This is a genomic window from Shewanella electrica (assembly GCF_022321485.1).
GTDB lineage: Bacteria > Pseudomonadota > Gammaproteobacteria > Enterobacterales > Shewanellaceae > Shewanella > Shewanella electrica.
The window spans coordinates 1-13,213 of record NZ_JAKOGG010000018.1 but is presented as its reverse complement, the minus strand read 5'-3'; the positions used below and the strand labels follow the sequence as shown (position 1 = coordinate 13,213).

Annotated in this window: 12 protein-coding genes; 7 read left to right on the top strand and 5 right to left on the bottom strand. The window is 51.6% G+C overall.

Annotated features, from left to right (window positions below; genetic code table 11):
* Window positions 1–114: 114 nt before the first annotated feature.
* On the bottom strand, window positions 115–1,890 hold the full coding sequence (locus L9G74_RS17510; RefSeq protein ID WP_438944586.1) for an ABC transporter transmembrane domain-containing protein: 1,776 nt from the start codon (window positions 1,888–1,890) through the stop codon (window positions 115–117).
* A 125-nt stretch (window positions 1,891–2,015) separates the two neighbouring features.
* Here L9G74_RS17510 and L9G74_RS17505 point away from each other — a divergent pair, with 125 nt between their 5' ends.
* Complete coding sequence (locus tag L9G74_RS17505) at window positions 2,016–2,351, top strand: DUF2956 domain-containing protein (protein ID WP_238898061.1); 336 nt, start codon at window positions 2,016–2,018, stop codon at window positions 2,349–2,351.
* Window positions 2,352–2,355: 4 nt separating this feature from the next.
* On the opposite strand, the gene L9G74_RS17500 is transcribed toward L9G74_RS17505, so the two are convergent.
* The 3 genes from L9G74_RS17500 to L9G74_RS17490 all read right to left on the bottom strand — a co-directional run bounded on the left by L9G74_RS17500 (window position 2,356) and on the right by L9G74_RS17490 (window position 3,763).
* Entirely contained in the window at window positions 2,356–2,670 is a 315-nt protein-coding gene (locus L9G74_RS17500) for a winged helix-turn-helix domain-containing protein (protein ID WP_238898060.1), read from the bottom strand.
* Window positions 2,671–2,861: 191 nt separating this feature from the next.
* Window positions 2,862–3,293: a universal stress protein gene (locus L9G74_RS17495; protein WP_238898059.1), complete on the bottom strand. Its 432-nt coding sequence runs from the start codon at window positions 3,291–3,293 to the stop codon at window positions 2,862–2,864.
* A gap of 59 nt (window positions 3,294–3,352) precedes the next feature.
* Complete coding sequence (locus L9G74_RS17490; protein ID WP_238898058.1) at window positions 3,353–3,763, bottom strand: SpoIIAA family protein; 411 nt, start codon at window positions 3,761–3,763, stop codon at window positions 3,353–3,355.
* 145 nt (window positions 3,764–3,908) lie between these two features.
* Between L9G74_RS17490 and L9G74_RS17485 the strand changes: the two genes are divergently transcribed.
* A complete protein-coding gene (locus tag L9G74_RS17485; RefSeq protein WP_238898057.1) occupies window positions 3,909–5,330 on the top strand; it encodes a coniferyl aldehyde dehydrogenase in 1,422 nt (473 codons plus the stop codon).
* 6 nt (window positions 5,331–5,336) lie between these two features.
* On the opposite strand, the gene L9G74_RS17480 is transcribed toward L9G74_RS17485, so the two are convergent.
* Window positions 5,337–6,173, bottom strand: coding sequence for a cobalamin-binding protein (locus L9G74_RS17480; protein WP_238898123.1), 837 nt, complete (start codon window positions 6,171–6,173; stop codon window positions 5,337–5,339).
* A gap of 218 nt (window positions 6,174–6,391) precedes the next feature.
* On the opposite strand from L9G74_RS17480, the gene L9G74_RS17475 reads away from it, so the two are divergent.
* From L9G74_RS17475 to L9G74_RS17455, 5 genes are all read left to right on the top strand, one after another.
* Window positions 6,392–7,828, top strand: a complete 1,437-nt coding sequence (locus tag L9G74_RS17475; RefSeq protein WP_238898056.1) for a glycerophosphodiester phosphodiesterase — start codon at window positions 6,392–6,394, stop codon at window positions 7,826–7,828.
* Window positions 7,825–10,173: a carboxypeptidase-like regulatory domain-containing protein gene (locus L9G74_RS17470; protein WP_238898055.1), complete on the top strand. Its 2,349-nt coding sequence runs from the start codon at window positions 7,825–7,827 to the stop codon at window positions 10,171–10,173. Before L9G74_RS17475 ends, L9G74_RS17470 begins: the two co-directional genes overlap by 4 nt.
* A gap of 8 nt (window positions 10,174–10,181) precedes the next feature.
* Window positions 10,182–11,864, top strand: a complete 1,683-nt coding sequence (locus L9G74_RS17465) for a hypothetical protein (protein ID WP_238898054.1) — start codon at window positions 10,182–10,184, stop codon at window positions 11,862–11,864.
* A gap of 202 nt (window positions 11,865–12,066) precedes the next feature.
* Entirely contained in the window at window positions 12,067–12,282 is a 216-nt protein-coding gene (locus L9G74_RS17460) for a hypothetical protein (RefSeq protein WP_238898053.1), read from the top strand.
* A gap of 201 nt (window positions 12,283–12,483) precedes the next feature.
* Window positions 12,484–12,741 (top strand): hypothetical protein, encoded by a 258-nt coding sequence (locus L9G74_RS17455; RefSeq protein ID WP_238898052.1) that lies wholly within the window; start codon window positions 12,484–12,486, stop codon window positions 12,739–12,741.
* The last annotated feature ends 472 nt before the right edge of the window (window positions 12,742–13,213 follow it).

The window sequence follows — 13,213 nt, the reverse complement described above, 5'->3', positions numbered from 1 at the left end:
CGCTCTACTTTTACAACAGCTTTTGTCAGTTTCAAAAAAATTGCGCACAGTCTAACCGCAAATGGGCAAATAACTCACCCGATGACTTGCATTAGCGACTTATTCATATCGCCGCTAGGCAGGGAGTTCACTGGTTTCGCTCAGCAGTTGTAACGCCGCAAATTGGCGATACAGCTCACTCGATTGCAACAACTCTTGGTGGCGGCCGCTAGCCACCAGTTGGCCTTGATCTAATACCAGAATGCGATCGGCATTTAACACGGTCGCCAAGCGGTGGGCAATCACTAAGGTGGTGCGGCCGACCATCAGCTTGTCGAGCGCCTGTTTGACTTTCACTTCACTGACCGCATCCAAGGCGCTGGTTGCTTCATCCAGCAACAGTAGCGGCCTGTCAGCCAAAATCGCGCGCGCAATCGAGATGCGTTGTTTCTGTCCACCAGATAAACGTACACCGCGTTCACCTAAATAGGCGTGGTAGCCATCAGTCAGCTCGTTAATAAACTCATCGGCGTAAGCCGCTTTACAGGCGGCAATCACTTCGGCGTCGCTGGCATCCGGCCGACCATAGCGCACGTTATCTAACACGCTGCCAGCAAAGATCACCGATTCTTGCGGCACCAGCGCGAATTGTGCCCGTAGCAAGTTTATAGGCAACTGACGAATATCGACACCATCCAGTTCGATTGCGCCAGCAGTGGGCGTGTAGAAACGTTGCAGCAACTGAAACAACGTGCTTTTACCGGCACCACTTGGCCCAACTAATGCCACCCGCTCGCCAGCGTTGATGTTGATATTTAACTGTCGCAGCACCGGCTCGCCAACGTCATAAGCAAAATCGACCTGACGCAAAGCCAGCGCACCGCGCACTGGCGTGGGCAAAGTTTGCGGCGTTGCCACATCGACAATGGTTACTGGCGTTAACGCCAGCTCCATCAAGCGCTCAGTCGCGCCGACAGCACGCTGAATATCGCCAATCACTTCGCTGATAGTGGCCGCCGCGCCCGCCACCATCACCGCATAAAACATAAACGCGGACAGTTCACCGGCCGAGACTCGCCCAGCCATCACATCGTGCGCCCCGACCCAAGTCACGCCGACAATCGCGCCGATACTCAGCAGCATCACGCCCGAGATCAACATCGCACGGTACTTTATGCGGCCACTAGCGGCAGCTAACACCTCAGAGAGTAGACCATCAAACTGGCGTTGATCCACTGGCTCATGCCCATAAGATTGCACCGTGTGGATCTCGTGCAGTGTTTCATCGACATAGGCGCCGAGCGCGCCGACTTTATCTTGGCTGGTACGCGCCAGTTGCCGCACCTTACGGCCCAACACACCCACCGGCACTAATACCAACGGCACTGCCAATAACACCAGCAAGGTGAGTTTCCAACTGGTGAAGCCCATCATCACCAAGCCACCGAGCAAGGTCACCGATGAGCGCAGTGCCATCGACAAACTGGAACCGACCACGGTTTGCAATAAGGTTGAATCAGCAGTAAAACGCGAAATCACTTCGCCGGTACGCAGCTTGGCAAAAAAGTCGCGGCTTTGGTGCAGCAAACGTTGATACACCAGTTGGCGAATATCGTTGCTGACCTTTTCCCCTAACCAAGTCATCAAGTAAAAACGGCAAAACACGGCGGCGGCACTGACGGCGGTCAGTCCGAGGATCATACCGATAATCTGGTTCAATCTGGCGGCGTTATCGGCCAAAAAGCCTTCATCTACCATCATGCGCACGCCCTGCCCCAGCGCCAGCCAAGCGAGCGAACCAATCAATAAAAACAGCATGGCACCGAGTACGCGCCAACGATAAGGCCGTAAAAAGCTCAGCAGCCACGGCAATACTCGCACCGAGCTAGAGGAAGGTTTTGCCAAAGTGATGTTCTCTTTTTGAGTGATAAACGAACAGTTCCGTCACGATGCTCACTTGAATGTGCGCAAGGTTCGCACAAGTCATGCGAATGCTGGCACAATAACAGCTATCCAGCAGACAACCAAGGCAGATAATGGCCACCAAGCAGCAGATCTCTCCAGAAACCCAGCAAGCCGCCCTCGCGGTCGCCAAGGCGAACCAGCAGCAAGGGCAGACCAAAGAGCAAACCAAACTGATTGCTCAAGGGATTGAAAAAGGCATCGCCGAGTATAAAAAACAGCAAAAAGCGAAGGCGCGCGAACGTAACAAACAGCAGAAGAAAGCGCAGACTGGGCATCAACTCGATGAGCAGTTACAGCTTGAAACAGAGGTAGATTTACAGCATCAACATACCCAATTACCTAAATGGTTACCTTGGGGGCTGTTATTTGTGAGTTGGTTAGGGTTTGGCTTGTATGCGTGGTTGTAACAGATTAAGCAGCGGGAATATTGAGTAAGTTTTGAATTTGCGAGAGATGCGTGCCGACCCATGCGCTGTTGATCGGCCCCCACGTTTGAATATGGTAGTAGCCGCTATTGTTACGGGCACCATCTTGAATAAATGCCACTTCAATACCGATATCACTACAGGCGGCCAGCGCATCTTGCAGCGTTCGCCGTGGCATACCGGTCAACTTTTGCAACGATAATAAGTTGTGTTTGCCATCATCAATCACATGCGCCAGATACAACTTACGCACAAAGGCAATCTGTTGTTTGCTCACCTGCTCTGGATGCCACATATTCATGACTTGCTCCTGATTTCAAGCTGAAATGACCATACCAAACTACTTGAGTTTAGTCGATGTGACAATGTAATTCAGTTAAAACACAGAAACAGTTCACGCCCGCTATCTATCTGATTACTGTGGAGATCAATAAGATGAACGGTGAACCACCACGCGGTAGCTCACCGCTAACAGGTAAAACAACAGGCTGACTATTTCACCACCAGCACCGGGCAATGGGCACGATTCGCAATCTCCTCTGACACATTGGTGTTTAGGAAGTGCGCTAAACCGGAGCGACCATGGCTAGCCAGTACGATCATGCCAACATCGGCGCTTTCCGCTTCATCGACGATCACTTGCACCGGATCCCCACGACGAATCACCGTTTCCACCCGCAGTTCAGTGTCTAATCGCGCCAACAGCTTTCTCATACTGTCAGCGGCGGCCTCCTCCATGCTTTTCGCCAGTTCTTCTGGTGTCACAATCAATAATTGATAGCTGGCATCGGCAATGGGTTGGTCAACCACATGCAGAATACGCAGCCCGACTTTGTAGAAGTTGGCCATTTCCACCGCATATTGCAGTGCGTGCGACGCCGTGGTGGAAAAGTCTGTGGGCCACAAAATATCTTTTGAACGCATTTTGACCTCCTAACCGAGCGTTAGCTCGAGGTATCAAATAGCACAGTCATACATCAATCCTACGATGTATGCTGGCCGTCGTTTACTGCTTGTTCTAACCAATCAACCGCTGCCTGCCGTTGATAAAAGTATTCAATATCGATGGGGGTAAACCAATCGGCGACTTTGGTCATCCATTGCTGCCAGCCACTACGGCCAACCACGGCAATCTTTTTAAAATCACGGCCGTGAGTGACACCTAACTTCAGGTCATCCCACAGCGCTTCGGCATCCCAGCCCTGCAACTCGGTCACATCCACTAAGGCATATAACTCTGGCTGCACCGTGCCCTCAATCGCCGCTTCTAGCAGCGGCACCATCAGTTGATAATCTTGATGAGTGAGCTTGCCAATGGCTTTAATTGAGAGAAAGAAGTGGTCGCGACCACTATGCTCAATACCAATAAATAAACCGTGTCGTTGGTTATCCATAAAGGCCTCTGACGTTTGCCGCCATACGTTAAGTCTAGTAAAAGCTGGCTGGCTTACTGTGAGCTTTATCACCAAACATTGGCCGTTTGTGCTAGTGTAATCCGCCAGCAACACCCACCACATTCAGTAATGGTAGCGCCGCCACATGACCGACTCAGCCCATGCCAACAGTGACTTACTTAGCGCGTTTGCACAACAACGCCAAGGTTTTATGCAAACGCCGTTTAGTACGGCATCCCAGCGCCAGCAGCAGCTACTCGTGTTGAAGCAACAGTTACTCGCTCATGTTACGCCGCTGACGGATGCGCTCAAGCTAGACTATGGTCAACGTGCCAGCTACGACACCTTGTGGGCCGATATTCAGCCGGTGCTGAGTATGATTGATTACAGCCACAAACGTCTGCGCCGTTGGATGCAACCGAGCAAACGCCACGCTGGGGTGTTGTTAGCGCCCGCTAAGGTGAGTGTTCACTATCAAGCCAAAGGCGTTGTGGGCATCATAGTGCCGTGGAATTTCCCGGTGATGTTATCGCTTGGGCCGTTAGTCAGCGCACTGGCAGCAGGCAATCGCGTGATGTTGAAGCTGTCGGAATTTACCCCAGCCACCAACCAAGTGTTACGCCAGTTATTGCAACGAGCATTTAGCGCTGAGCACGTCTCGGTTATGGAAGGCGGCGTTGAAGTGGCGCAAGCGTTTTCCGCCTTGCCATTTGATCATCTGTTATTTACCGGTGCCACCTCGGTGGGCAAACAGGTGATGGCGGCGGCCGCCCACAACCTCACCCCAGTGACATTGGAATTAGGCGGCAAGTCGCCCGTGCTAATTGATGAACAGATACCGATAGCGCTGGCGGTACAACGGCTGATTTTTGGTAAGACGCTCAATGCCGGACAGATCTGTATCGCGCCCGATTATGTACTGTGCCCCGAGGCGCGAGTGCCGGAATTTATTGCCCAGTATCAACAACAGTTTGCCCAGCATTATCCGCACTTCAGCAACAACGCCGATGTTAGCTTTATTGTGTCAGAGCGCCATCGCCAGCGGCTGAGTGCATTGCTCGATGATGCCCGCGCCAAGGGCGCACAATGTGTCAGTGCTTGCCCAATTGAACCACAGCAACTCAATACTCGCGCTTGGCCCACACAGTTACTCACCAAGGTGAATGACGAGATGCAGGTGATGCAGCAGGAGATTTTTGGGCCGATCCTGCCGATTGTCGGCTACAGCAGCATCGAGCAAGCATTGGATTACATCAAGCAGCGGCCACGGCCGTTAGCACTGTATCTGATGAGTGAACAAACCGCCCTGCAACAGCGGGTATTGCAACATACACATGCTGGCGCACTATCAATCAATGAGACCTTGATGCATGTTGCGGTGGATGATGCGCCGTTTGGCGGCGTGGGTGCCTCGGGCATGGGACACTATCACGGCGTTGAAGGCTTTAGAGAGTTTAGCCACGCCAAAACCGTGTTTCAACGTGGTCGCGTGTCACCAACACAATGGATTAAGCCGCCCTATGGCGGGCGGCTACAACAGTGGCTCAAGCGCTTTATTTTACGCTAATTGGGATTATTGCTGCCGTACGCTGTCCAGCGCCGAACACAACTGCGCAATGCCATCGATAGCGCGCGGTGTCGGCCGCTGCAACAGGTCGGCATTTAAAGTGATGATGTGCTGCTGTTTCACCGCGGGGATCTCCGGCCATTGCTGCCAATCAATACTCTGCGGATTGCCCGTTTCATCGGTATTGAGGATCACCTCAGGCTGACGCAGCAACACGTTTTCAAGGCTGACTTGCGGGTAATCGCTGGCGGCATCGCTAAACACATTATCAGCCTGACACACCGCTAAAATCTGCTGCACCCAACTATCCCCCGCCACGGTCATCAACGGGTTTGACCACAACTGATAAAACACTTTTACCGGCCGCTTAGCGGCATTATCGCGGCGCAGTGCCGTCAACTGCTGCCGATATTGCTGTGCCGCGGCAGTGGCTTGTGCTTGATGATGAGTCAACTCGCCAAGCCGCTCCAACTCATCGGCCACTTGCGCCAAGGTTTGCGGATGGCTCAAATACACCCGCAATCCCAGTTGCTGCATGCGCTCAATATCTTGGTTGCGATTGCCGTCTTGCCACGCCACCACTAAATCCGGTTTGAGTGCTAACAGTTTATCCAGTTGAATACCGGCATAACCGCCAATGCGCGGTAGCTGTTTGGCTTGCTCAGGGTAATCCGCGTGCTCGGTGGCAGCGACCAGCTCATCACCGGCGCCGATGGCATACAACAACTCCACCGCGTGCGGGGCCAGCGCCACAATGCGCAGCGGCGGCTCGGCGGCAGCAACACAGGTACTCGTCAACCAACAAGCTAGCAACCAGCAGCAGGCTTTAACGTTCACATTCATATTTTTCACTCATAGTTCCGTCGGCAAGCAGACTAACGATTTTTATCAGCGGTTGCTAGCCTGCAATCTCGATCGTCGTTTACGTCAAATTTCCGACTAATATGCAGTTTTTCGCCACAGATATGTGCGAAAAAACCATCTAAAGGTTGATTCTTTTGTTACATCAAAATAACATTCCACTCAATCAATAAGATAAGCATAAAAAACAATCAAATAGCGTGCATTATAAACAGTTAAAGCCCACTACATTCTTTGTTATTTTTACAGCTTCGTTACTGTTTGGTTGCCAATCGACACCCGCAACCAAACCAACGCCGACGATTGACCTCGAAGCTACCGCCCTCACCCAAGCCTTTTATGCGCGTGGTTTTCAACGTACCGCGCTGGGCAACATCAACTACATAGGCATCGACCAATGTGGCGCGATGACGCTACAGGCGCACCGCGGTTCGATTCGCTACAACGAAAACTCTATCAACGCCGTCATTGATGCGTTGGATAACCAGTTTCCGATTATCGAAATTGATGTGCGTTTGACCCGCGATGATGTGTGGGTGATCCACCACGATGATTACACCGGCCGCGCTAACGGCACGGTGGATAATCAGCGCCGCCGTATTTCCAGCATCAACTACAAAAAAGAGTGGGGTTATCTGCGCGAGCGCGACCTCAACACTGGTGAGCTAACCAATACGGTGCCGCCAACGTTTGTGCAGTTAGCGCAAGCGTTCCGTGCCGGCGCCCACCGCGGCCAGCAACTAAACATTGAAATTAAAGGCAGCGCAGGCGCACAAGATATTGAGATGCTCGATTATCTGGCGCTAAAAACCTTAGGCGAAGGCAACTATTTTTACTCTAGCCTTGAACTCGGCAGCCTAGAAAAAATGCGTAAAATCAACGGTGATGTGCGCTTGTACTTTATTCAGCGCCCGGCGTTGGCATCACTGCAAAAGCTGTCGAACGATGTAAAACGCGGCGCCGGCAACGACCCGGTTTATGAACGCAACCAAGGCGAATTGAGCGATTACGAAGATTTTGGCACGCGCCACTATCGTGAACGCCGCTACGACAACCGCAAAGGGCTGGATAAACTCAGCCGCAGCCTCAAACGTAACTTCGGCATAGTGATCGATATTCGCCAATATGCCGCCAGCGCGGGCAATATTAAGCAGCTAGCGCATGCTCGCGGCATTCCGGTGGCGAGTTATACCGTCAATACGCAGGCCTATCACGCCAGTTTGCTCGCCAAACTGCCAAGTAGCCAGCGGCCAGATTACGCCATCATAGACGACACCCAATACGGCTTTTGTCGCCAGTATCAACTGCCGCCGATGCAGCCGTATGTCGGCACCACCGAGCTGACGAAGCAGATCGCCCAGTTACCACAAGATCTTGATTTACAGCGCCTAGATGAACTATCGACCTATTTTCCGCAGCACTTGTATCCGGCCATTGACGGCAGTTTGAAGTCGTTCGGACAACCGCAAAAAGGCCCGGTGAATATTCCCGGCCAAACCGAATATGTGCCGGTGTTTCTTGATACCCACGCGGGGCCAAGAGAGCGCGCTAGCGACGTCGATCTCACTCCTGCCGAAGCGATTCAAATTGAGCTGCGCGGCCAACAGCAACCACAGCCCAACAGCAATAATCAATGACCATAAAACCTCGTTATTGGCGCCTTATCCTGGTGATACTGAGCGCCGCTTATCTGGTGCCAGAAGCCATTTTTAACGCGCAATTGGTATCACTTATCGGCCTAGGCACACCCAAGCCGGAGCAGCTTGAACATTTAGAGATTTACGGCCGTACCGTATCTGGCATCGGCGTGACCTTGCTGCTAGCCGATCTTTTGCCCACACTGTTTTACCGCACCGTGTTGCGTGGCATCTTGACCATCAGTGTGGTGGCCTTGCTTGCGTGGCCGACGGTATTTTTTGGGCAAAAATATCTGGTAGAAAAACTGCTGGTACAACCGTCCACTCCGGAGCAACGTCAGTTTGCCACCTTGAGTGCCGCACTGCGTGATGCCTTGGCCGCCAACGCGGTGGAAATTTCCGGCCTCAGCTACGACCCGAGCGAGCTGCAATCTTCCGAGAACCTGACCTTTTTGGCGCTGTTTGGTGGCATGACCTACGCCGACCATAATCTGGCCGACAACCTTGAGCAGTACAAAGAGAAGATCATCGGCAACTTTGTGCAAAAGCGCGCCTACGCTCAGTTTGAGCAAAACTACCAAGACTTTGGCCAGCTGTATAAAGAGCTTTCCGGTTATTATCAGCAATATGCCGATGGCTCCAACCGCTACAATCAAACCTTAGCCGATATTCCGCAGCGCGAGCAGCAGTATTGGCAGCAAGTGGAGCAAGAGGTCAACAGCGGTTGGGCGCAATATCAACAAGCGCAAAAGGCGCAGATCGCTAAAGCCGAAGCGCGGGCGCAAAAGTATGGGCCAAAGATCCACGACTACTTTGAAGCGGTCGGCAAATGCCGCGAGCGTTACGACAAATATTCAGAGCGCGAACGCCGTGACCAATGCATTACCCGCCTCGACGCACGTTATAAAACCGAGGTTTCCAAGGCAGGTTTTGGCTACATCGAGCCCGATTATTGGTTGATTGAGGAAGACGTTAGCACCTCAGAGAACATTCTCACCTCGATTATCGGCGGTGTTCTTACCGGCGGCATCTACACCGGTATGCAAGCCATTAGCGCCGCCACGGGTGGTGATGGTGGTTTTAAAGATAAACGCTACAAATACACCGATGACCCGGAGTTTTATCGCAATCGCTTTTTAGCACTACCGAAGTTTCAGCAGCTGTTTACCGAACAAACCGGTTACCCAATGGGCATTGGCGAACTTAATCAGTTCCGCTTGCATGACCACACCCAAGAGCTACTGCGGCAAAAACTCGGCGCTAAAGGCCTGCCGCTGGCAAATGATTGGCAGATTGGCGACCGCCCCGGTTTTTATCGTGCAGTGGCCGCCAAAGTGAAACAAGATGCCGACAAACAGTGGCGGAGCCAAATGGCCAAACGCGGCTTACAACTGCCGATTAACCTCAGTTGGCCGGACTTCCAACTGCATCCAGCGGTGCAAGCTAAGATTGCTGATCGCATGGGCGATCTGTATGTCGACAATATTCGCGCCGACTGGAGCCAAGCCAACTTTAAGCGTTATGTGGTCGAGCCAAATATTCAAAAGCGCACCGAGCAATATATCGCCATGCTCAAAGACGCTGAGCAGGAGTTTGCCGATGGTGGCAAATATGCCGAGCACGGCAAACAAGCGCTACGCTCGGTGATTATTCCGCCGATCTCAATGTCACTCAGTTTGTTTTTGCTGTGTATGACCATCATCAAGTTGCCGCTAAAAATCGCCCAGCTGTTTAGTGCCAAAACACCGCGCACCAACGCCGACACAGAGGACAGCAACCAAACACCACGTCGCATTGCCAACGTGCCCACAACGGTGTGGAAAGTGCTGCCGTTACTGCTGTTGATTGCGCTGCCGCCACTGTTAGTTAGCAACCGCTATACCGAACAGAGTGATAGCCCGGTGAACTACTTCCTTGGCAAGGTGGAACAGTCCGGCAATATCGTCATGTCCTATGCGCTGCGCTGGACCCTGCACGTGCAGCCACTGCTGCATCCGCTCGGCTTAGCGTTTGAACAACACACACATATCTATAAAAACTTCGCGCCAGTAGCGCATGTGATGGCCAAGTGGGACATTACCCGCCAGTTGCTGGACGACAGCGATGTGCGCCAAGCCGCCGAACAGCTAGTGAAGCAACAGGCCAACCTCACCATCAACTGTAATGCCGATGACGCCACCATTCGCATCATGAACATTGGCCCACGCTTTAGCCAAGGCATGCGCCTCACACCGGGCAATTACGATATTCAGGTATCCGCCGCCGGTTACCAAACTTACCGCCGCTGGCACACGGTCCGTGCCGGCGAGCAGCAGTTATCCATCACGCTAACTCCACAGGGCTGAGATAAAACATGCAACACTGTAACCAACCCATTTTTAGTAACGACAAATACTGCGGCCACTGTGGTGACCCGGTAGAAAGCAGCCACCTGCGCGCCAAAGGCATCGAACAAGTCGAGCCTCAAGCGATGCAAGAACTACGCAACGTTTATCCAAATGCGCGCGTTGTCAGCGGTAAAGTGGTATCTACCTTTTACTACAAGCGTAAGTTCGTAAATAACAACAACAACTTACAGTACGGCTTCTGGTGGATTGAGCTGCAAGATGAAAATGGCAACATCGAAACCACCTCGATTGAAGCTGAAGATGAGTTTTTTACTTCAATCAAAAAAGGCGATGTACTCACACTGCTGTACCCAACCAATTTTTTTCTGACCCACAAAATTGCCGACAGCGCTGCGCGTCAAATCGTTAAGCACAACAACACTGCCCTGTGTGTGATTAACCACTTACCAGAGCAGCAACGTTCGATTCGCGGTGGAGCACTGAACCCTAGCGCTAAAGGAACCGCGTGGCTGTGGTTCTTTGCCTGGATTGCTGTAGCCGCAGCTGCGTACTTTGGCTTACATATGCGCCCAGCAGAAAATGCCATCGGCGCTGGTGCTGTGGCAGCATTGCTATGTTATCTATGGGAACGCGGCCGTAATCGTAAAAAATATGAAGCCGGCCAGCACCGCTTTAACGTGCTCAAAGCGTCGATGAAGCAGATGCTCGGCGTCAGCCGCGATGATTTGGGCTACCAACATGCCGAACGGCCAACCCATGCCAGCGACGTGATTTGCTTTGGCTGCCAGAAACGCATTCCCGGCTCTCTGCAATACTGCGTCAGTTGCGGTAGCGATCAGCAAAGCCAGCGCCATAGCGACCAACCGAGCGGCAATATCGCCGAGCAAGAAAGTGCACTGATGCAGCAATACTCGATGAGCTACAAAGAGGATTACCTGCACAAAAACCTGATGAGTGCCGACCAAAAAGGCACAGTCGCCATTAAATGCTTTTTGGCAAAAGTGATCAGCCGCGATGTGGCAGCCGATGTGTCAGATGTGTCGGTCACGACTACCACCACAGAAACGACCGATCACTACTATGGCAACCGCTACAGCCACAGCACCTCAAACACCCGCACCCGTACGGATCGTACCCGTGACACCGGCATCAGCGGCGAAGTGTGGCTCGAACGTGCCAATGGCGAACGCGTGAAATGGCAGTTCAGCGAACAAGTGCTGGGCGATCTCGACATCGGCGACTGGGTATTCTTCAGCTACAGCGATGTTAACGTGGGCGACCGCAGCAGCTTCAACCGCGAATGTGGCATCAACATCAGCAAAGACCGCCAATACTCACCAAAAAGCTTTGCAGGTTTTGGTGGCTTTACCGGCCAAGGCTTATGGTGGGTAATGGCAATCTTCTTTGGCGCATGGACCTACAGCGACTATCGCGCGCCGTTTTTTCCGCTGCTGGATTTAACCGCCAACGATTTCACCCTGCCGCTGTATCGCCAACATTGGCTTATTGACTTCCTACCCATGATGCTATTTGGCGTAATCAACATCTATCTGATGATCCACGGCTATCTCTATAGCAAACGCAACGCCAAGCGCCAAAAGCAACTGCTGCAACCAATGCGCGATGCGATTGCCAAAGTACAAAACGATTTAGCAGCCATTCGCCAACAAATCAAAACGTGGGGCTAAGCCCAACAGCAAACAGAGCGCCACGGCGCTCTGTTTTGTTATTTGCACCAACTAATGGTGCAATCCCGCAACTTGTGGGATAAATAACGGCTAGCAAAATAAAGTGATTTCTTAATTAACTGATTTATATAGCTATAACCATTGGCATTACTTTTGCTACTGCTAACACAATATCGCAAAATTTCTTAACAAGGAGTTACCCATGGGACCGTTTGAAGTGGCAGTCGTCGCCATTATTTCAGGCATCATTTATGCAATTACTAAGACCTATATGACCCAAAAAGGCGCCATCACCGCCGAACAAGAGATCGCCCAACTGCGCCAAGAGCTAGACCGCATGAATCAACGGATTCAAACGCTAGAAACCATCATCACCGACGATGGCTACAATCTCAAAGACGAGATCAATCGGCTGTAACCTGCCCATGCGTCCATCGCTGCTGATACGCCTTTATCAGCAGCAGACGCAGCCCTCGCCCCGTCCATTACACACGCCAGCCACGCTAACAACACCGAGCATTACGCCACATCCACGTGCAGTTTTTTGCGCCAACGATGCTTAGCAACAACCGCAGCACACAAGATGAGACTGTATGCCACGCCCATTCGGGGTGTACACTTGAGCGAGTCACCGCAACGCAGCCAAGGGGAAGTCACCATGGTGTTAGCCGAAATTATTTTTATCATCATCATCGGCCTGATCATCTACAAAGTCATCGACAGCTATTTGCAGCAAAAGACCTTTGCCGCCCAAACGGTGGAACAAAATCAGCAACTGCAACAAGAGTTAGATGATATTAAAGCGCGATTGCGTAACCTTGAGAGCATCGTGATTGATGATGATTTTGATATTAAACGTAAAATGAAGGATTTGTAGTGCAGCACAAATGGTGCTGCTTTTTGGTGTTGTTTGAAAGTTGGCACTTTCATCTGTTTAGCAATACGTTGCTTGATAGCGAATCGCTATAAATCGCCTGCAGCGGGCTTATGCACATGCGATCTTGTGGCTCGATGTGAATCCATCCTTGGAATCTCGACGCCAGCATCCATGCTGGCGACGGCCACAAGTCCGCATGTGCTGGGAATTCACGGCGTAATCCTGTCGCACGAATCTTGTCTGAAAGCCCATAACAAGCCTATTAAATTTAGCATCTGCTCAACAATTGATTCTATAACTAACTCATAAAGATTTTTTGGTTATCATTAGCAATTAATTCTTAATCATCTAAAAATTTTATAGTGAATTACCAAGCCACTCAATTACATATGCTACCCAGGGCAAGATCACGAACGTAATTTGAACTATTAGCATGATATTTCTCCAAAGGGCTGGACGCTTCATACTGGCT